Annotated in this window: 17 protein-coding genes; 2 read left to right on the forward strand and 15 right to left on the reverse strand. The window is 67.8% G+C overall.

Annotation, left to right across the window (positions count from 1 at the left end):
- Window position 1: 1 nt before the first annotated feature.
- The 15 genes from EJE94_RS01480 to ffh form a co-directional block, all read right to left on the reverse strand.
- Window positions 2–787, reverse strand: a complete 786-nt coding sequence (locus tag EJE94_RS01480) for a cell division protein FtsQ/DivIB (RefSeq protein WP_121239724.1) — start codon at window positions 785–787, stop codon at window positions 2–4.
- Window positions 780–1,703, reverse strand: a complete 924-nt coding sequence (locus EJE94_RS01485; protein ID WP_121239725.1) for a D-alanine--D-alanine ligase — start codon at window positions 1,701–1,703, stop codon at window positions 780–782. The genes EJE94_RS01480 and EJE94_RS01485 overlap by 8 nt, the downstream gene beginning before the upstream one ends.
- Complete coding sequence (murB, locus tag EJE94_RS01490) at window positions 1,700–2,680, reverse strand: UDP-N-acetylmuramate dehydrogenase (RefSeq protein WP_121239726.1); 981 nt, start codon at window positions 2,678–2,680, stop codon at window positions 1,700–1,702. Before murB ends, EJE94_RS01485 begins: the two co-directional genes overlap by 4 nt.
- On the reverse strand, window positions 2,673–4,061 hold the full coding sequence (gene murC, locus EJE94_RS01495; protein WP_121239727.1) for a UDP-N-acetylmuramate--L-alanine ligase: 1,389 nt from the start codon (window positions 4,059–4,061) through the stop codon (window positions 2,673–2,675). Before murC ends, murB begins: the two co-directional genes overlap by 8 nt.
- Window positions 4,058–5,122 carry an undecaprenyldiphospho-muramoylpentapeptide beta-N-acetylglucosaminyltransferase gene (murG, locus tag EJE94_RS01500; protein WP_121239728.1) on the reverse strand — a complete coding sequence of 355 codons (1,065 nt, stop codon included), beginning with the start codon at window positions 5,120–5,122 and terminating at the stop codon, window positions 4,058–4,060. The genes murC and murG overlap by 4 nt, the downstream gene beginning before the upstream one ends.
- A 99-nt stretch (window positions 5,123–5,221) precedes the next feature.
- On the reverse strand, window positions 5,222–6,367 hold the full coding sequence (gene ftsW, locus EJE94_RS01505) for a putative lipid II flippase FtsW (protein WP_243642516.1): 1,146 nt from the start codon (window positions 6,365–6,367) through the stop codon (window positions 5,222–5,224).
- 29 nt (window positions 6,368–6,396) lie between these two features.
- Complete coding sequence (gene murD / locus EJE94_RS01510; RefSeq protein ID WP_121239730.1) at window positions 6,397–7,785, reverse strand: UDP-N-acetylmuramoyl-L-alanine--D-glutamate ligase; 1,389 nt, start codon at window positions 7,783–7,785, stop codon at window positions 6,397–6,399.
- Entirely contained in the window at window positions 7,785–8,954 is a 1,170-nt protein-coding gene (mraY, locus tag EJE94_RS01515) for a phospho-N-acetylmuramoyl-pentapeptide-transferase (RefSeq protein ID WP_121239731.1), read from the reverse strand. Before mraY ends, murD begins: the two co-directional genes overlap by 1 nt.
- Window positions 8,944–10,308: a UDP-N-acetylmuramoyl-tripeptide--D-alanyl-D-alanine ligase gene (locus EJE94_RS01520; RefSeq protein ID WP_121239732.1), complete on the reverse strand. Its 1,365-nt coding sequence runs from the start codon at window positions 10,306–10,308 to the stop codon at window positions 8,944–8,946. Before EJE94_RS01520 ends, mraY begins: the two co-directional genes overlap by 11 nt.
- On the reverse strand, window positions 10,305–11,831 hold the full coding sequence (locus tag EJE94_RS01525) for a UDP-N-acetylmuramoyl-L-alanyl-D-glutamate--2,6-diaminopimelate ligase (RefSeq protein ID WP_121239733.1): 1,527 nt from the start codon (window positions 11,829–11,831) through the stop codon (window positions 10,305–10,307). The genes EJE94_RS01520 and EJE94_RS01525 overlap by 4 nt, the downstream gene beginning before the upstream one ends.
- Entirely contained in the window at window positions 11,828–13,540 is a 1,713-nt protein-coding gene (locus tag EJE94_RS01530) for a peptidoglycan D,D-transpeptidase FtsI family protein (RefSeq protein ID WP_121239734.1), read from the reverse strand. Before EJE94_RS01530 ends, EJE94_RS01525 begins: the two co-directional genes overlap by 4 nt.
- A complete protein-coding gene (ftsL, locus tag EJE94_RS01535; RefSeq protein ID WP_121239735.1) occupies window positions 13,537–13,800 on the reverse strand; it encodes a cell division protein FtsL in 264 nt (87 codons plus the stop codon). Before ftsL ends, EJE94_RS01530 begins: the two co-directional genes overlap by 4 nt.
- Window positions 13,801–13,803: 3 nt before the next feature.
- Window positions 13,804–14,724, reverse strand: coding sequence for a 16S rRNA (cytosine(1402)-N(4))-methyltransferase RsmH (rsmH, locus tag EJE94_RS01540; protein WP_121239736.1), 921 nt, complete (start codon window positions 14,722–14,724; stop codon window positions 13,804–13,806).
- Entirely contained in the window at window positions 14,721–15,167 is a 447-nt protein-coding gene (gene mraZ / locus EJE94_RS01545; protein ID WP_121239737.1) for a division/cell wall cluster transcriptional repressor MraZ, read from the reverse strand. The genes rsmH and mraZ overlap by 4 nt, the downstream gene beginning before the upstream one ends.
- A 307-nt stretch (window positions 15,168–15,474) precedes the next feature.
- Entirely contained in the window at window positions 15,475–16,833 is a 1,359-nt protein-coding gene (gene ffh, locus EJE94_RS01550; protein ID WP_121239738.1) for a signal recognition particle protein, read from the reverse strand.
- Window positions 16,834–16,878: 45 nt separating this feature from the next.
- On the opposite strand from ffh, the gene EJE94_RS01555 reads away from it, so the two are divergent.
- Window positions 16,879–17,709, forward strand: a complete 831-nt coding sequence (locus EJE94_RS01555) for a cytochrome C assembly family protein (RefSeq protein ID WP_121239739.1) — start codon at window positions 16,879–16,881, stop codon at window positions 17,707–17,709.
- Window positions 17,710–18,987, forward strand: coding sequence for an HlyC/CorC family transporter (locus tag EJE94_RS01560; RefSeq protein WP_121239740.1), 1,278 nt, complete (start codon window positions 17,710–17,712; stop codon window positions 18,985–18,987).
- Window positions 18,988–19,136 lie beyond the last annotated feature (149 nt).

Here is a 19,136-nt window from a genome sequence, read left to right on the forward strand (position 1 = left end):
CTCATGAGGCGCTCTTTCTGTCCGGCTGACCCAGGCGCAGGGCGAAGCCGTTGGGGTAGCGCACGTCGACGGCGGCGATCGGGGCGTGGACCTTCTCGCGGGCGGCGACATAGTGATCGGTGAGTCGGGTCAGGCGTTCCACCAGCGGTTGCTTCGGCTGGTCGCGGCCAAGGTCGACCAGCACACCGTCGTCGAGCCGGACCTGCCAGGCTTCGCGCGCGGTCAGCGTCAGTGCCACGGTCTTGCGCTGGATCTTCGCCAGGTGCGAGTCGAACTCGTGGTAGCGCGCGAGCATCGCCGCGGACGAGCCTTCGGGCCCGCTGAATGCCGGCAGCTCGTCGCCGGCACTGGCAGCGAAGACCTCGCCATGCGTATTGACAAGTCGCTGCTCGCCGTCGGCAGGCGACCAGCGGGCGACGGCGACGTGCTCCTCCAGTGCCAGCTCCAGCGCATCCGGCCACTGCCGCCGCAGGGAGGCGGAGCGGACCCAGGGCAACTTCTCGAAGGTCAGCCGTGCGTCGTCGAGATTGACGGCGAAAAGATTTCCCGACAACGCGGTCCGTGCGGCATGCTCGATCTGGGCACGGCTGACCCGTTCCACGGTACCGACCACCACCAGTTCGCGCAGCGGATAAATCGGCAGGCGCTTGACGGCGGACATCGCCGCCCAGGCCAGCCCGGCGACGGCGACGGCGATCAGCAGGTCGGCGGCAAGATCCAGCCACTGCGGCTGATTCCAGAAGCCCTCACCGCCCTGCGTCCGGCGATTGCGCTCGACCCTAGCCACAGCGCGCCTCCGCCAGGATGCGCACCACCAGATCCTCGAAGCCGATGCCGGCCGCGCGCGCTGCCATCGGTACCAGCGAATGGTCGGTCATGCCGGGCGCGCTGTTGACCTCGAGGCACCACGGCTTGCCTTCATGATCGAGCATGATGTCCACGCGACCCCAGCCGCGGCCGCCGAGGACGTCGAAGGCGCGAAGCGCCAGCGCCTGCATCGCGCTTTCCCGCTCCGCCGTCAGTCCGCTGGGAATCTGGTACTGCGTGTCGTCGCGATCGTACTTGGCCTCGTAGTCGTAGAACTCGGTCGCCGGCACGATGCGGATCACGGGCAGGGCCTGGCCGGCCAGAATGCCCACGGTGTATTCGCCGGCATCGACGAAACGTTCGGCCAGCACCAACTTGTCGTACTTCGCCGCCAGTTCCGAGGCCGCGCGCAGGCCGCCGGCCTCCTTGACCTTGCTGATGCCGATGCTCGAACCCTCGCAGGCCGGCTTGACGAACAGCGGCAGGCCGAGCTGCCGCTCGATAGCGGCGAAATCCGACGCGGCATCGACGACCACGAATTCGGGCACCGGGATGCCGGCCGCGCGCCAGGCCAGCTTGCTGCGCCACTTGTCCATCGCCAGCGCCGAGGCGAGGACGCCGCTGCCCGTGTAGGGAATTTTCATCAATTCCAGCGCACCCTGCAGGCAGCCGTCCTCGCCGCCGCGACCATGCAGGGCGATGAAGACGCGGTCGAATTTCTCGTCCTTGAGCGCGGCCAGCGGCATCGTCGCCGGATCGAAGGCATGGGCGTCGACGCCGGCGCGCTTGAGCGCCGCCAGCACCGCGGCGCCGCTCTTGAGCGAGACGGGGCGCTCGGCGGACTCGCCGCCGAGCATCACCGCCACCTTGCCAAAGTTGGCCCCCCCGCCACTCATGACGCATCACCCGAGCGAAGCGAGCAATCGCGCTTCCCCCCGCGAGGGGGGAACGAGGGGAGCGGGCAACAATTCCCCCCCGAGGGAGGCGCGGCCTCCCCCACGATGCGAACCTCGCGAACCAATTCGATCCCGAACATTTCCTTCACGCGCGCTTGAACCTGGCCAATAAGCGTTTCTATCGCGCCGGCACTGGCCGCGCCGTCCGGATTAACGACGAAATTCGCATGCTTTTCGGACACCCGCGCGCCGCCGATCGCGCATCCCTTGAGGCCGGCCGCTTCGATCAGCCGCGCGGCGTGATCGCCGGGCGGATTGCGGAACACCGAGCCGGCGTTGGGCAGTTGCAGCGGCTGGGTGGCGATGCGCTTTTCGAGCAGCTCGGTGATGCGGTTGCGGGAGGCCTTGCCGTCGCCTGCGGGGAAGCGCATCCAGACCGCCGCAAAGACCTCGTCCGTGGCGCTCTTCAGGCCGACATGGCGGTAGCCGATGGCGAAATCGTCACGGGTGCGCTCGATTAGCTCGCCGCGGCGATCGAGCATCAGCACGCGCTCGACGAAAGCCCATGTCTCCCCGCCGTAGCAGCCGGCATTCATCGCCAGCGCCCCGCCCATGGTGCCCGGGATGCCCGCGAGGAACTCGGCACCGACCAGGCCGTGATTGGCGGCGAAGCGCGCGACCTTGGGGCTCGCCACGCCGGCCTCGGCGTAGACGGTGCCGTCGGCTTCGCGACGCAACGCTTTCAATGCGCCGTGGGTGAAGATCACCGTGCCGTCGAAGCCGCCGTCGCGTACCAGCAGGTTGGAGCCGAGGCCGACGATCATCAGCGGCTCGTCATGGCGCAGCGCCGTGAGGAAGGCCGCGAGGTCGGCGAGATCCGTCGGCGCATAGGCCCGCGCGGCGGCCCCGCCTGCGCGCCAGGAGACGTGGCCGGCCATCGGCACGTTCTCACGCAGGTCGCCATGCCACTCAGCCATTGGCCAGCTTTCCCGGGACGCCGCCGATGGAACCGGCACCCATGGTGATGACGACGTCGCCGTCGCGCGTCGCAGCGAGTATGGCCTGCGGCATCGCGGCGATGTCCTCGACGAACACCGGCTCGGTCTTTCCGGCGACGCGAATCGCGCGCGCCAGGGTGCGGCCGTCGGCGGCGACGATCGGCGCCTCGCCGGCGGAGTAGACCTCGGCCAGCAACAGCGCATCGACGCCGGCCAGGACCTTGACGAAGTCCTCGAAGCAGTCGCGCGTGCGCGTGTAGCGGTGCGGCTGGAAGGCCAGCACCAGTCGCCGGCCCGGAAAGGCGCCGCGGGCGGCGGCGATGGTGGCCGCCATTTCGGCCGGGTGGTGGCCGTAGTCGTCGATCAGCGTGAAGCTGCCGCCGGCGGGGCAACGGATCTCGCCGTAGCGCTGGAAGCGGCGGCCGACACCCTTGAAATCCGCCAGCGCCTTGACGATCGCCGTGTCGCCGACGCCGACTTCCGTCGCCACGGCGATCGCCGCCAGCGCGTTCAGCACGTTGTGGCGACCCGGCAGGTTGAGCGTGATGGCCAGGCGCGATACCGCGCCGTTGGTGCGCACGCAGTCGAACTTCATGGTGCCACCGTCGGCCACGACGTTCTCGGCACGGAAGTTGGCCGGTTCGTCGATGCCGTAGGTCACGACCTGCTTGGCCACGCGCGGCAGGATCTCGCGCACGTTGGCGTCGTCGGCGCAGAGCACGGCGACACCGTAGAAGGGCAGGCGATGGAGGAAGTCGACGAAGGCCTGCTTGAGACGGCCGAAGTCGTGGCCATAGGTCTCCATGTGGTCGGCGTCGATGTTGGTGACGACCGACACGACCGGCGACAGGAAGAGGAAGGAGGCATCGGACTCGTCGGCCTCGGCGACGAGGAATTCGCCGGCGCCGAGCTTGGCGTTCGCTCCCGCCGAATTCAGCCGCCCGCCGATGACGAAGGTCGGATCGAGCCCGCCTTCCGCCAGACAACTGGCGGCGAGGCTGGTGGTCGTGGTCTTGCCGTGGGTGCCGGCGATGGCGATGCCCTGCTTGAAGCGCATCAGCTCGGCCAGCATCTGCGCCCGCGGCACGATGGGCAGGCGGCGGGAGCGCGCGGCCATGACTTCCGGGTTGTCGTCCTTGACCGCGGTCGACGTCACCACCGCATCCGCACCCGCCACGTTCGCGGCCGCATGGCCGATCACCACGCGCACCCCCTGCGCCGCGAGACGCCGGGTCGTGGCACTCTCGGCCAAGTCCGATCCCGAGACCTCGAAGCCCTGGTTGGCCAGCACCTCGGCGATGCCGCTCATGCCGGAACCGCCGACGCCGATGAAGTGAATCCGCCTGACCTTGTGTTTCATTTCGCTACCTCCTTGCAGGCATTCGCTACGGCAGTGGTCGCATCCGGCTTGGCCAGTTCCCGCGCCTTCTCGGCCATCTGCTGCAGCTGGTCGCGGTTCATGTTGCGGATCAGCGCCAGGGTCTCCGGCGTCAGCTCCGCCTGCGGCAGCAGGATCGCCGCGCCGGCATTGGCGAGAAAGCGCGCATTGCCGGTCTGGTGATCGTCTACCGCGTGCGGAAAGGGCACAAGGATGCTGGCCACGCCCGCGGCCGCCAGCTCGGCGACGGTCAGCGCGCCGGCGCGGCAGATCACGAGGTCGGCCCAGGCGTAGGCCGCGGCCATGTCCTCGATGAAAGGCACCAGGCTCGCCGTGACGCCCGCCCGCGCATAGATTTCGCGCAGCGCTTCGACATGCCTTTCACCCGCCTGATGCATCACCTCGGGCCGCTCGTTTTCCGGCAGCAGGGCCAGCGCCAGCGGCACGGTTTCATTGAGCGCCGCCGCACCGAGGCTGCCGCCGACCACCAGCAGGTGCAGCGGCTCGCCGCGCGCCGCGCGCTCGCGATAACGCAAAGTCGGCGCCGGCAGCACGGCGATTTCCAGCCGCACGGGATTGCCTACCCACTCACCCTTCCGCAGCACGGCGGGGAATCCACTGAGGATGCGGTCGGCCACGCCCGCCAGCACCCGGTTGGCGAGCCCCGCCACCGAGTTCTGCTCGTGCAGCACCAGCGGTGTGCCTTTCAGCGCCGCCATCATGCCGCCGGGAAAGGTGACGAAGCCGCCCATGCCGAGCACGACGTCGGGACGGATGCGCTTGAGCTCCGCCAGCGCCCGGGCGAAGCCGCGCAGCAGGTTGAACGGCAGCAGCAGCTTGCGCAGGATGCCCTTGCCGCGCAGCGCGGCGAAGCGCACCCAGGCCATCTCGTAGCCGCGTCCCGGCACCAGCCGCGCCTCCATGCCGTCGGGGTTGCCCATCCAGACCACGCGCCAGCCTTCGCCACGCAGCGCATCGGCGACCGCCAATCCCGGAAATATGTGCCCGCCGGTACCGCCAGCCATGACGAGGAGCGTCTTCATACCGCGCCACCCCGCATGAGCCGGCGATTTTGGCTACGGCCGGCGCTAAGCGCCTTAACGTTCGCTTCGCTCACGTTAGCCTCCGCCGAAACAGGCAACTCATGCGGAGCCCCCCCGCATGAGTTGCCTGTTTTCATAATCGACGCGGAGCAACACCGCCAGCGCCACGCAGTTGGCGACGATGCCCGAGCCGCCAAAACTCATCAGCGGCAGCGTCAGGCCCTTGGTCGGCAGCAGGCCCGTGTTCACACCCATGTTGATGAAGGACTGCACCCCGAACCAGATGCCGACGCCCTGCGCGGCGAGACCGGCGAAGACACGATCGAGCATCAGCGACTGGCGACCGATGACGAAGGCGCGCTGCACCAGCAGCGAGAACATGGCGATGACGGCCAGCACGCCGACGAAGCCGAGTTCCTCGGCGATCACCGCAAGCAGGAAGTCGGTGTGCGCCTCCGGCAGATAGAACAGCTTCTCGACGCTGGCGCCAAGGCCGACGCCGAACCACTCGCCGCGACCGAAAGCAATCAAGGCATGGGAGAGCTGGTAGCCCTTGCCGTAGGCGTCCTTCCACGGATCCATGTAGCTGGTGATGCGCTCCAGCCGGTAGGGCGAGGTCAGGATCAGCACGACGAAGGCGACGGCCATGCCGACGATCAGAACCGCGAACAGCCGCGCGTTGATGCCGCCCAGAAAGAGTATGCCGAAGGCGATGGAGACGATGACGACGAACGCGCCGAAATCCGGTTCGCGCAACAGCAGCGCGCCGACCAGCACCATGACCAGGAACATCGGCACGAAGCCGCGGCGGAAAGAGCCCATTTCGGCCAGCTTGCGCGTCGTGTAGTCGGCGGCATAGAGGACGGCGCAGAGTTTCATCCCTTCGGACGGCTGCAGATTGATCGGGCCCAGCGGCAACCAGCGCTGCGCACCGTTGACCGAGCGTCCGACGTGGGGAATCAGCACGATGACCAGCAGTACCACCCAGACCGCGAACAGCCAGGGGGCGGCCCGCTGCCAGGTACGCAACGGAACCTGGAAGGCGACCGCGCCGGCGAAAAGACCGACGGCCAGGAAGACGGCGTGGCGGGTCAGGAAGTAGGTCGCCTGGTTGCCGGTGAAGCGGCTGCCTTCGGCGGTGGCGATCGAGGCCGAATAGACCATCACCAGGCCGAGCAGCAGCAGGCCCAGCGCCGGCCACAGCAGCAGCGGATCGAGCTCGGCCGGCGCGCCCTGCGCAAGCATCGGTCGGCGGTTGGAGGTGAAGACGGCACTCATTGCTGCGCGAGTCCCTGAACCGCCGCGACGAACACCTGGGCGCGGTGCTCGTAGTTGCGGAACATGTCGAAGCTGGCGCAGGCCGGCGACAGCAGCACGGCGTCGCCGGCCCACGCGGCTCGCGCGGCGACGCGCACGGCGTCCGCCATGTCCGCCGCGGTCTGCACCGGCACGCCGCAGCCGGCGATCGCCGCGGCGATCGCCGGTCCGTCGCGGCCGATCAGCACGACGGCGCGGCCGTGGCGGGCGATGGCCGGCTTGAGCGGCGAAAAATCCTGGCCCTTGCCGTCGCCGCCGAGTATCACCACGACCTTGCGCTGCAGTCCTTCGAGCGCGGCGACGGTGGCGCCGACGTTGGTGCCTTTGGAATCGTCGAACCAGGTCACGCCGCAGAGTTCGGCAACGCGCTCGACGCGGTGCGGCAGGCCGCGAAACTCGCGCAGCCCCGGCAACAGCGCCTCCGCGTCGAGACTGTCATGGGCATCGATGGCCGCGCACAGCGCCAGCGCGGCCATGGCATTGGCGGCATTGTGCAGGCCGCTGAGCGGCAGCTGCGACACCGGCAGCAGGAACGTGTCGCCCTGCACTATCCACGGCTCGCCCCTGTTGTCGCGCAGGCCGAAGTCGGCGGCATCGCCGGGCGCGTCGAGGCCGAAGGTGATCAACCGCCGGCCCGGAATCGCCATGCGCTTGACTCGCTCGTCCTGCCGGTTGAGCACCTGCACGCCGCGACCCTCGAAGATGCGTGCCTTGGCCGCGGCGTAGTCGTCGAGATCGACGTAGCGGTCCAGATGGTCGTCGGAAATGTTGAGCACCGTCGCAGCTTCGGCATCGAGCGTCTCCAGCGTCTCGAGCTGGAAGCTCGACAGTTCGAGCACCCAGACCTCCGGCAGCGTGCCCGCGTCCTGACAGGCCATCAGCGCGGTCAGCGCCGCGGGCGAGATGTTGCCGGCCACGCCCGTGACCTTGCCGGCGCCACGGCAGAGATGACCAGTAAGCGCGGTGGTGGTGGTCTTGCCATTGGTGCCGGTGATGGCGATCACCCTTGTCCTTTCGCGCACGCCGAGGAGGCGCAGACCCTGGGCGAACAGCCCGATTTCTCCGATCACCGGCACACCCTGCGCCCGCGCGTGGGTCAGCAGCGGCAGGCCGGGCGAGAGTCCGGGCGACAGCGCGACGAGATCGATGCCGTCGAGCAGCCTCCTGTCGAACTCGCCCGGGCAAAAGTCGGCGTTGGCGAGACGGCGTTTTAGTTCGTCGAGGTAGGGCGGCGCAGCGCGGGTATCGGCTACGCGCACGCTCGCGCCGTTCCTGGCGCACCACTGCGCCATCGCCAGCCCCGATTCGCCGAGGCCCAGAACGAGAACGTGCTTGCCGGTCAGCATCAGCGGATCTTCAGGGTGGACAAACCGAACAGCACCAGCAGGATGGTGATGATCCAGAAACGCACCACGACCTGCGTTTCCTTCCAGCCGGTCTGCTCGAAGTGATGGTGCAGCGGCGCCATCAGCAGGATGCGCTGGCCGACGCCGTAGCGCCTCTTGGTGTATTTGAACCAGCCGACCTGCAGCATCACCGACACCGTTTCGGCGACGAAGACGCCGCCCATGATGAAGAAGACGATTTCCTGGCGCGCGATCACCGCCACGGTGCCGAGCGCCGCGCCCAGCGCCAGCGCGCCGACGTCGCCCATGAAGACCTCGGCCGGATAGGCGTTGAACCAGAGAAAGCCCAGTCCGGCGCCGGCCAGCGCACCGCAGAACACCGTGAGCTCGCCGGCGCCCGGGATGTAGGGCAGCAGCAGGTACTTGGAAAATCCGGCGTGGCCGGCGACGTAGGCGAAGATGCCCAGCGCCGCGCCCACCATCACCGTCGGCATGATGGCCAGGCCGTCGAGACCGTCGGTGAGGTTGACCGCGTTGCTGCTGCCGACGATGACGAGGTAGGTCAGCACGATGAAACCGAAGACGCCGAGCGGATAGGTGACGCTCTTGAAGAAGGGCAGGATGAGGTCCGCCTTCGCCGGCAGCTCGAGGGTGAAGCCGCTGGCCACCCACTGGATGAACAGTTCGACCACCTTCTCGTTGTTCGGCGCCGAGATCGAGAAGGCGATGTAGATGGCGGCGACGACGCCGATCAGCGACTGCCAGAAGAACTTCGCCCTCGCCGACAGCCCCTTCGGATTCCGATAGACCACCTTGCGCCAGTCATCGACCCAGCCGACCGCGCCATAACCCAGGGTGACGATCAGCACGATCCAGACGAAGCGGTTGGAAAGGTCGGCCCACAGCAGCGTGGCGACGCCGAGCGAGATCAGGATCAGCGCGCCGCCCATGGTTGGCGTGCCGGCCTTGACCAGGTGGGTCTGCGGACCGTCGTCGCGCACCGATTGTCCAATTTTCTTCGCCGTGAGCCAGCGGATCACCGCCGGGCCGGCGACGAAGGAGATGGTCAGCGCCGTCATCGTCGCCAGCACGGCGCGCAGCGTGATGTAGCTGAAGACGTTGAAGGCGCGGATGTCCTGGGCGAGCCACTGGAACAACTCAAGCAGCATGCTGTTTCTCCTCGATGGCCTCGACCACGCGCTCCATGCGCATGAAGCGCGAACCCTTCACCAGTACGGTCACGTCGGCGGCCAGCTCGGGCTTGAGGGCATCGACCAACGCCTCGACGCCGCCGAAATGGCGCGCGCCGTCGCCGAAGTTGTGCGCGGCGTCGGCCGCGAGCGTGCCGAGGGCGAACAACCGCTCGATGCCGCGGCTCTTGGCATGGCCGCCGATCTCGTCGTGGAACTGCGCCGCCGCCTCGCCGACCTCGCCCATGTCGCCCATCACCAGGATGCGCCTGCCCGGCACGCCCGCCAGCACGTCGATCGCGGCGCGCATCGAGTCTGGATTGGCGTTGTAGCTGTCGTCGATCACCGTCGCGCCATTGAGCCCGGCGCGGCGCTGCAGGCGCCCCTTGACGCCGGCGTAGCCGGCCACCCCCGCGGCGACGACATCGAGCGGCACGCCGGCGGCGAGACAGGCCGCGGCGGCGGCGACGGCATTGCGCGCATTGTGTTCGCCCGGAACCGCAAGCTCGACCTGCACCGTGCCTGCCGCCGTCGTCAGTTCGAGCCCCCCACCGAAGCCGCGTTGCCGCCAGATGCCGCGGACGTCGGCCGCCGCCGTCAGGCCGAAGGTGCTGACGGTCCGCCCGCTGCAGAGCTCCCGCCACAGCGGCGCATGCGGGTCGTCGGCGTTGATCACGGCGACGCCGTCCGCCCCGAGCCCTTCGAAGATCTCGCCCTTGGCGCGAGCGACCGCGGTCAAGGTGCCGAGCCCCTCGAGATGGGCGCGCTGGGCATTGTTGACCAGCGCCACCGTGGGCCGCGCCAGGTGCGCCAGGTAACGGATCTCGCCCGGGTGATTCATGCCCATTTCGATCACCGCCGCGCGGTGCTCGGGACGCAGCCGCAGCAGGGTCAGCGGCAGGCCGATGTCGTTGTTGAGGTTGCCCCGGGTCGCCAGAACGGCGCCATCGCCAAACTTGCGGCGCAGGATCGCCGCGCACATTTCCTTGACCGTGGTCTTGCCGTTGCTGCCGGTGATGCCGAGCAGCGGAATCGGGAACCGCGCGCGCCATCCCGCCGCGAGCTGGCCCAGCGCCTCGCGGGTGTCGAGGACCGGAATCAGCGGCAGGTCGGCATTCGCTTTGGCGAACTCGCGGCTCACCAGCGCGCCGGCCGCACCCTTGGCGATGGCTTCGACCACATGATCGTGGCCGTCGAATCGCTCGCCTTTGAGTGCGACGAAGAGCATGCCGGGCGTCACCTCGCGCGAATCGGTGCCGACCGCGAGGATTTCCGCGTCGTCCCCCTGATGGGGCACGCCGATCGAGGCTGCCGCTGCGGACAGTCGCATCATGGCCGCTCTCCCGCGCCGGCATGCCGTGCCGCCAGCGCCGACTGCGCCGTGGCGAGATCGGAGAAAGGATGGCGCACGCCGGCGATCTCCTGGTACGGTTCGTGCCCCTTGCCGGCAAGGAGGATCACGTCGCGCGGGTCGGCTTCCCGCACCACACTCGCGATGGCTGCGGCGCGGTCGGCTTCGATCTCCGGCAATACCTTCATGCCGGCGATGATCGCGGCGATGATCGCCTGCGGCTCCTCGCTGCGCGGGTTGTCGCTGGTGACGATGGCGCGGTCGGCCAGCCGCTCCGCGATGGCCCCCATCTGCGGACGCTTGCCGGCATCGCGGTCGCCGCCGCAGCCGAAGACGCAGGCGAGGCGACCGCCGCGGGCCTGGGCCGTCTCGCGCAGCGTCGCCAGCGCCTTTTCCAGGGCGTCGGGCGAGTGGGCGTAATCGACCACCACCAGAGGTTCATGTACCCCGCCGACGGCCTGCATGCGCCCTGGCGGCGGCCGCAGCCGGGGCAGGACCGCGGCGATATCGGCGAGCTTCTCGTCGCCCGCGAGCAGCGCGCCGATCACGGCCAGCAGGTTGGCGGCATTGAAGCGCCCGACCAGCGGCGCGGCGCAGTGCGCACCGTCGAGGTCGAAGGCGATGCCCGTCGCGGTCATCGCGAAATTGCGGGCCGCCAGCACCTCGTCGGCGCCGCTGCGGTCTTCGAGGGTGTAGCCGATGGTGCGCACGCGACCGCGCAGCCGCGCTGCCAGCTCGCGGCCGAAGGAGTCGTCGAGATTGATCACTGCCGCGCCGAGGCCTGCCGTTTCGAACAGCTTCGCCTTGGCCGCGCCATAGGCCTCCATGCTGCCGTGGTATTCGAGATGGTCGCGGGTAAGGTTGGTGAACACCGCGACGTCGAAATTCACGCCATTGACCCGACCCTGGTCGAGTCCGATCGAGGACACCTCCATGGCGCAGGCGACGGCGCCCTGCTCGAGATAGCCGGCCAGCGCGCGGTGCAGGGAAATCGCGTCGGGCGTGGTGTTGGCGCTCTCGGCCAGTGCCGGGGGAAAGCCGTTGCCGAGGGTGCCGATCACCGCGCACTTGCAGTCCCATGCGTTCATGGCCTGGGCGATCCACTGCGACACCGACGTCTTCCCGTTCGTGCCGGTGACGCCGGCCAGCCACAGCCGCTCGGACGGGCGGCCATAGACGATATGGGCGATGTCGCCCGAGAACCGCGCGAGTTCGGCGACCTCCAGCATCACCGTGCCGCTGGCGCGCCCCGAAGGTGCCGCGAAGCAAATCCCCTTGCGGGAAAGCGCCCTTGGGGTACCGACTTTTCCGCCGGGCTCGTACAGCACCGCCGCCGCGCCGTTGGCGATCGCGGCGTCGATGTAGTCGCGTCCGTCGACGCGATGGCCGGGCATGGCGACGAAGACGTCGCCGCGGCCCACCGCGCGCGAGTCGGCGCAGAGATTCTTCACCCTGATGCCGCGACGCTCGAGTTCGGCGATCACGCCCATGGCCTCGCCGCTCATCTCGCCGCCGCCACCTGCAGCGGCTTCAGCGGCGCATCCGGCGCGACGCCCAGGGTGCGCAGGCCGCCGGCCATCACCTGGGCGAACACCGGTGCCGCGACGTCGCCGCCGTAATACGCCTTGCCGCCCGGCTCGTCGATCATCACCGCGACGATCAGGCGCGGATCCGATGCCGGGGCGAAGCCGACGAAGGACGAAACATACTTGTTCGCATAGACGCCGCCATCGACCTTGTGCGCCGTGCCGGTCTTGCCGGCGACGCGGTAGCCGGCGATCTGCGCCTTCGGCGCCGTGCCGCCCGCTTGCACGGCGAGTTCGAGCATGGCGCGCACCTCGCGGGCGGTCTTCGCGGAAAAGACGTTCTGCCCGCTGCCGGCCGCGCCCGCGGTGCGAGTCAGTGACAGCGGCAGCAGATCGCCGTCGCGGGCGAAGGCGAGGTAGGCACGCGCCAGCTGGATCAAGGTCACCGCAATGCCGTGGCCGTAGGACATCGTCGCCTGCTCGATCGGACGCCACGACTTCGCCGGCCGCAACCTGCCGCCGACCTCTCCGGGGAAGCCGAGCTTGAGGGGGTGGCCGAATCCGACCGCATCGAACATCGACCACATCTCGCCGGGAGGAAACGTCAGCGCTATTTTGGAGATGCCGACGTTGGAGGACTTCTGGATCACCTCGGCGACGGTGAGCACTCCGTGCGGGTGGGCGTCGGAGATCGTCGCCGTGCCGATGGTGAGTCGGCCCGGCGCGGTCTGCACGGGCGTGTCGGAGCGAAACTTGCCCTTCTCCAGCGCCAGCGCGGCGGTGAAGGGCTTCATGGTCGAGCCGGGCTCGAAGGTGTCGGTGAAGGCGCGGTTCCTGAGCTGCGCCCCGGCGAGCTTGACCCGGTTGTTGGGGTTGTAGGTGGGCAGATTGGCCAGCGCCAGCACCTCGCCGCTCTTGGCGTCGAGCACGACGATGCCGCCCGCCTTGGCCCTGTTGTCTTCGATGGCCTGCTTGAGGTACGAGAAGGCCAGGTACTGGATCTTGCCATCGAGCGCGAGAGTGACATCGCGCCCCTCGACCGGTGCCTTGATGCTCTCGACGTCTTCGACGATCTGCCCGCGGCGGTCCTTGATGACCCGGCGTGAGCCCGGCTGGCCGCTGAGCTGTGCGTTCAGCGCAAGCTCCACGCCTTCCTGCCCGGCATCCTCGACGCCAGTGAAGCCGACGACGTGCGCCGTGACGTCGCCGACCGGATAGTAGCGGCGATATTCGCGCTGGGCATGAATGCCGGGAAGTTGCAGCGCGGCGATGCGATCGGCCTGGTCCGGGGGAATCTGCCGCTTGAGAAAGACGAAGTCCTTCTCCGCACCCAGCTTGCGATTGAGCTCGCGCACGTCCATCTCGAGCAGTGCGGCCAGCTGCCGCGACTGAGCCGGGGACAGGCTGGCGTCCTCGGGGATGGCCCAGATCGATTTCACCGGGACGGATACGGCCAGCACGTCGCCGTGGCGATCGAGGATGCGGCCGCGCGTCGCGGAAATCTCGATGACGCGCTCGTAGCGCGACTCGCCCTTCTTCTGCAGAAAGTCGTTTTGGATCCCCTGCAGAAAGAGGGAACGAACCACGAGGGCGGCGAAGGCGGAGAGCAGCAGGGCCAGTACGACGCGTGCGCGCCACGCCGGCAGCGGCTGCGACAACAGCGGGCTGTGGACGAACTTGAGCCTCATCGCGCTTCCACCGACAGCACCCGGCCGGCGGCCGGCCGATGCATGGCCAGCCTGTCGCGCGCGATCTTCTCGACCCGCGCATGGTTGGCCCAGGTACTCTGCTCTAGCTGGAGCTGGCTCCACTCGACGTCGAGTTCGCGCATGCGCTTCTGCTCGTTCTCGAGGCCGATGAAGAGTTTGCGTGCGCGATGGCTCGACGTCACGGCGGCGAGGGCGCAGATCACCGCGACGACAAGCAGTACGAGGTTGACTCTCGCCATGACCTAGACTCGCTCGGCCACGCGCATCACCGCGCTGCGCGCGCGCGGATTGGCCGCCACCTCGGCCGGCGACGGCCGCTGCGCCCTGCCGACGAGGCGCATGCGCACCGGCGGCAGGTCGGCGGCACGCACCGGCACGCCCTTGGGCGGCTGGCGCGGCGTCGCCTCGTCGCGCATGAAGCGCTTGACGATGCGGTCTTCGAGCGAATGAAAGCTGATCACGACCAATCGGCCTCCGGGCGCCAGGCGGGCGACCGCCTGCGGCAGGACTAGCGACAGCTCCTCAAGCTCCCGATTGACGAAAATCCGTAGAGCCTGAAAGCTGCGCGTCGCCGGGTGCTGGCCCGGCTCGCGCGTCCGGACGGCTTTCTCCACGAGCGCGGCAAGCTGTCGTGTCCCTGAAATACGGTGTTCGCGCCGAGCAGCAACAAGCGCCTTTGCAATCGCATGAGCAAACCGTTCTTCGCCATAGTCCCTTATTACCTCCTCGATTTCCCGCTCATCGGCCCGCGCCAGAAAGTCCGCCGCGGTCTCCCCCCTCGTCGTATCCATGCGCATGTCCAGCGGCGCATCGAAACGAAAACTCATGCCCCGGGCAGCGTCGTCCAGCTGCGGCGACGACACGCCGAGGTCCAGCAGCACGCCATCCAGTCGCGTCATGCCGCAGCCATCGAGTGCGCCGGCAAGTTCGCTGAAGGACGCATGGGCGATGGCGAAGCGCGAATCCGCTATTTCCCCGGCCGCGGCGACCGCGGCCGGATCGCGATCCAGCGCCAGCAGCCTCCCCTGCGGTCCCAGGCAACGCAGAATCTCGCGGCTGTGCCCGCCGCGGCCGAAGGTCGCATCGACGTAACTGCCGCCGGGTTTCACCGCCAGCGCCTCCACCGCTTCCTTGAGGAGGACGCTGACGTGACATGCCGTCACAGCGCCAGGTCCGCCAGACCTGGCGGCAGGAGCTTGTCGCCCTGGGCGAAGATCGCTTCCTGCTGGGTCTTCCAGCCGGCCTCGGACCAGATCTCGAAGCCGTTGCCCTGGCCCACCAGCCAGACGCCCTTCTCCAGCCCGGCGTACTGCCGCAGTTCAGGCGGCAGCAGCAGGCGGCCGGCGGCATCCATTTCCGTATCGATGGCGAAACCGACCAGCAGGCGACGCAGCATCGCGCTCTGGACTTCGAGGCTGGGCGCCGCCAGGATCTTGGCGCGGATCGGCTGCCAGGCCGGTTCCGGATAGAGCAGCAGGCAGCGATGGGGATGGGCGGTCAGGACCAGGCGGCCCTCGCCTGCCTTGGCCAGCGCGTCGCGATGCCGGGCCGGAATTGCCATCCGCCCTTTCACATCGAGATTGAGTGCAGCCGCGCCCTGGAACATCAAATTCCCCACTTTTCCCCACTTCTTCCCACTCTACGGAGGTTTTTTTGAGGGGTCAAGGGGGAATTGCGGAATTTTTCTGCCGCAACAAAGACTTACACTGACTTCCTGTGAAAGATTGTTAAAATAAAATCTTTTAAAAACAGTATGGATGGGAACGAATCTGAAAGTGAAGCATTAACTTGAGTCCGGCTCCGCCGGGGGCTGATTGCCGACTTGCGGACGTGCGACTACAGCTTGGCCGCCAGCAAGGCGCCAAGCAAAGAACTGCCGAATGTCCGGAATGGATTAGGGGGCGGAAGCCGGATCAGCGCGGCATGCCCGGCAGCATGCCCTTCATGCCGCGCATCATCTTGGCCATGCCGCCCTTGGAGAACTGCTTCATCACTTTCTGCGTCTGCTCGAACTGGTTGAGCAGCCGATTAACTTCCTGCACCTGAACGCCGGCGCCGGCAGCGATGCGGCGCTTGCGGCTGGCCTTGATGAGTTCCGGCTTGGAGCGCTCGCCCGGGGTCATCGAGTTGATGATGCCCTCGATGCGGCCGACCGCCTTGTCCTCGACCGCACCGCCGGCCTGCTGCGCCATCTGCGCGAACTGCGCCGGCATCTTGTCGAGCAGCGACGACATGCCGCCCATCTTGCGCATCTGTCCGATCTGGTCCTTGAAGTCGTTGAGGTCGAAGCCCTTGCCGGACTTCATCTTCTTGACGAATTCCTGCGCCTTGTCCTGATCGACGCCGCGCTGCGCTTCCTCGACCAAGCCGAGGATGTCGCCCATGCCGAGGATGCGGCTGGCCATGCGCTCGGGGTGGAATTCCTCGATGCCGTTCAGCTTCTCGCCGACGCCGGCGAATTTGAGCGGCTTGCCGGTGACGTGGCGTACCGACAGCGCCGCGCCGCCGCGGGCATCGCCGTCGAGCTTGGTCAGCACCACGCCGGTCAGCGGCAGCGCCTCATTGAAGGCGCGCGCCGTATTGACCGCATCCTGGCCGAGCATGGCATCGACCACGAACAGGCTTTCGACCGGGTTCAGCAGCGCGTGCAGCTCCTTGATCTCGGCCATCATGGCGGAGTCGATCGCCAGGCGGCCGGCGGTATCGACGAACAGCACGTCGAAGTAATGCTTCTTCGCGTAGTCCAGCGCGGCGGCGGCGATCGCGGCCGGCTTCTCGCCGGCGTGCGAGGGGAAGAACTCGATGCCGGCCTGCGCCGACACGGCTTTGAGCTGCTCGATGGCCGCCGGGCGGTAGACGTCGCAGCTCACCGCCAGCACCTTCTTCTTCTGCCGCTCCTTGAGCCACTTGCCGAGCTTGGCGGTCGTCGTGGTCTTGCCGGCGCCCTGCAGGCCCGACATGAGGATGATGGCCGGCGGCTGGGTGGCGAGATTGAGCCCTGTCGCCTGCCCGCCCATGAGCTCGGTGAGTTCCCGGTGCACCACGCCGACCAGGGCCTGGCCGGGCGTCAGCGAGCCGATCACATCCTGGCCGAGCGCCTTTTCCTTGACGCGGGCGATGAAGTCCTTGACCACCGGCAACGCGACATCGGCTTCGAGCAGCGCCATGCGCACCTCGCGCAACATGTCGGCGATGTTGTCCTCGGTCAGGCGCGCCTGGCCGCGCAGAGTCTTGACGACGCGGCCGAGCCGCTGGGTCAGGTTGTCGAGCATGATGGGCGGAAGTGGGTGAGGAGGGAGATGCGATAGACTTCGGATATGCCTGCGATTTTACTGCATGTCCTCGCCGCGGCCCTTTACGCCGGGCTCGCCCTGCACTTCTGGCGCAGCCGCTGGCGTGGCCCCGCGCTCGACCAGCCGGTGGCCGGTCTGGCAGGCTGGGAGCGCGCCTGGCTGCTGGCGGCACTGGCCATGCACGGGGTGACTCTGGCGCAGGAAATCTTCCCGGGCAATGCGATGCGCTTCGGCTTCGCCGTTGCGCTGTCGCTGATCCTCTGGCTGGCACTCGCCTTGTACTGGATCGAAAGCTTCTACGCCCGCATGGAAGGCCTGCAGATGCTCGGCCTGCCGCTGGCGGCCGTGTGCGTGCTGCTGCCGGCGGCCCTGCCTGGCCAGCACCTGCTCGCCAATGCCGACTCGCCGGCCTTCCGCGCCCACTTCCTCATGGCCATGCTGGCCTACAGCCTGTTTACCCTGGCGGCGCTGCACGCCGTGCTGATGGCCGTCGCCGAAAAGCGCCTGCACCGCGGCCGACTGACACCCCTGTTCGCCGGGCTGCCGCCGCTGCTGACGATGGAGGCGCTGCTGTTCCGCCTGATCCACGTCGCCTTCGTGCTGCTGACGCTGACGCTGGCCTCGGGCATCCTGTTCTCCGAGACCCTGTTCGGCAAGGCCCTGCCATTCAATCACAAGACTGTCTTCGCCATCCTCTCCTGGGTGATCTTCGCCGCGCTGCTCGCCGGCCGCCACCTGCGCGGCTGGCGCGGCCGCGTGGCCCTGCGCTGGACGCTGGCCGGCTTCGGCGCCCTGCTGCTGGCCTACGTCGGCAGCCGCTTCGTGCTGGAAGTCGTCCTCGGACGCGCCGGCTGAATGGACGAAATCCCGATTTCCACGCAGTTCGGCCTGCTCGCCGTACTGCTGGTGGTTTCCGGCTTTTTCGCCATGGCCGAAACCGCGATGATGGCGGTCAATCGCCACCGGCTGCGGCACGCGGCCAGCCAGGGAGGCAAGGGGGCGCAGGTTGCCGTAGCGCTGCTGGGCAGGATCGACAAGCTCATCAGCATGATCTTGCTGTGCAATACCCTGATCAACGCGGCGGCGGCGATGTTGACGGGCCATATCGCCCTGGCCGTCTTCGGCCACGAAAAATGGGCACTGGAGGCGGGCACCCTGTTCGTCACCTTCTGCCTGCTGGTTTTCTCCGAAATCACCCCCAAGGTCGTCGGCGCCACCTATCCGGACTGGCTCGCGCCGCGCATCGGCCATGTTCTGGCGTTCATGTTGCGGGTCGCGCACCCGGTTACCTGGTTCGTCAACCTCTTTGTCGTCGCACTGCTGAAACTTTTTCGCCTGCAGCCCAAATCCGGGCACGACACGAATCGAATGTCGCCCGAGGAATTACGCGCCATGGTGCTCGAATCGGGCCATTTCATCCCGGCGCCGCACCGGCACATCCTGGTCAACCTGTTCGATCTCGAGCATGTCACCGTCGCGGACATCATGACTCCGCGTGGGGAAATCGAGGGCATCGACCTGGAAGATGCGGCCGAGGACATACGCTCGCGCCTCGCCACCAGTTTCCATAGCCGGCTGCCGGTTTACGAAGGTGAACCCGGCAACATCGTCGGCATGCTGCAGGTGCGGAGGCTGATCGGCGGTGCGCTGGAGGGCGAAATCGACCTCGCGGCGCTGCGCGAGCAGTTGAGCGAACCCTATTTCATCCCCGCCTCGACCCCCATCTACGCCCAGTTGCAGTTCTTTCGAGACAACCGCCAGCGCACCGGCCTGGTGGTCGACGAATACGGCGAACTGCTCGGGCTGGTGACGCTCGAGGACATCATCGAGGAAATCGTCGGCAAATTCACCACCGGCATGCCCGGCGGACCGAGTTCCATCGCATGGCTCGACGACGGATCCGCCCTTGTCGACGGCAGCCAGAACCTGCGCGAAGTCAATCGCGCGCTCGGCCTCACGCTGCCGACCGACGGCCCCAAGACGCTCAACGGACTGATCGTGGAACACCTGCAGGACATCCCCGAGGTCGGGGTCGGCCTGCGCATCGGCGACGTCGGCATGGAAATCGTGCAGACCCAGGACCGCCGGGTAAAGATAGTCCGCATCAAGCGCCCTTACGCTGCAGACGGTTGACCACGTCACACTCCGGCAGAGGATTGGCTTTACAAACCCCAACAAGCGGGGCATCATCGACCAATACCGCTGACATTTCATGGCGTTGGCGAGGAAACTTCCGCTAGAATCTGCCGCAACAGCGATCCGACCGCGCGATTCAAGAACGA

The organism is Sulfurisoma sediminicola, from assembly GCF_003865015.1.
Classification (GTDB): Bacteria; Pseudomonadota; Gammaproteobacteria; order Burkholderiales; family Rhodocyclaceae; genus Sulfurisoma; species Sulfurisoma sediminicola.

What these genes read in the sequence shown, in the direction of transcription:
- EJE94_RS01485 (WP_121239725.1), bottom strand. Translation starts at nt 1,703, where the DNA reads ATGAGTGGCGGGGGGGCCAACTTTGGCAAGGTGGCGGTGATGCTCGGC.
- murB (WP_121239726.1), bottom strand. Translation starts at nt 2,680, where the DNA reads ATGGCTGAGTGGCATGGCGACCTGCGTGAGAACGTGCCGATGGCCGGC.
- murC (WP_121239727.1), bottom strand. Translation starts at nt 4,061, where the DNA reads ATGAAACACAAGGTCAGGCGGATTCACTTCATCGGCGTCGGCGGTTCC.
- murG (WP_121239728.1), bottom strand. Translation starts at nt 5,122, where the DNA reads ATGAAGACGCTCCTCGTCATGGCTGGCGGTACCGGCGGGCACATATTT.
- ftsW (WP_243642516.1), bottom strand. Translation starts at nt 6,367, where the DNA reads ATGCTTGCGCAGGGCGCGCCGGCCGAGCTCGATCCGCTGCTGCTGTGG.
- murD (WP_121239730.1), bottom strand. Translation starts at nt 7,785, where the DNA reads ATGCTGACCGGCAAGCACGTTCTCGTTCTGGGCCTCGGCGAATCGGGG.
- mraY (WP_121239731.1), bottom strand. Translation starts at nt 8,954, where the DNA reads ATGCTGCTTGAGTTGTTCCAGTGGCTCGCCCAGGACATCCGCGCCTTC.
- EJE94_RS01520 (WP_121239732.1), bottom strand. Translation starts at nt 10,308, where the DNA reads ATGATGCGACTGTCCGCAGCGGCAGCCTCGATCGGCGTGCCCCATCAG.
- EJE94_RS01525 (WP_121239733.1), bottom strand. Translation starts at nt 11,831, where the DNA reads ATGAGCGGCGAGGCCATGGGCGTGATCGCCGAACTCGAGCGTCGCGGC.
- EJE94_RS01530 (WP_121239734.1), bottom strand. Translation starts at nt 13,540, where the DNA reads ATGAGGCTCAAGTTCGTCCACAGCCCGCTGTTGTCGCAGCCGCTGCCG.
- ftsL (WP_121239735.1), bottom strand. Translation starts at nt 13,800, where the DNA reads ATGGCGAGAGTCAACCTCGTACTGCTTGTCGTCGCGGTGATCTGCGCC.
- mraZ (WP_121239737.1), bottom strand. Translation starts at nt 15,167, where the DNA reads ATGTTCCAGGGCGCGGCTGCACTCAATCTCGATGTGAAAGGGCGGATG.
- ffh (WP_121239738.1), bottom strand. Translation starts at nt 16,833, where the DNA reads ATGCTCGACAACCTGACCCAGCGGCTCGGCCGCGTCGTCAAGACTCTG.
- EJE94_RS01555 (WP_121239739.1), top strand. Translation starts at nt 16,879, where the DNA reads ATGCCTGCGATTTTACTGCATGTCCTCGCCGCGGCCCTTTACGCCGGG.
- EJE94_RS01560 (WP_121239740.1), top strand. Translation starts at nt 17,710, where the DNA reads ATGGACGAAATCCCGATTTCCACGCAGTTCGGCCTGCTCGCCGTACTG.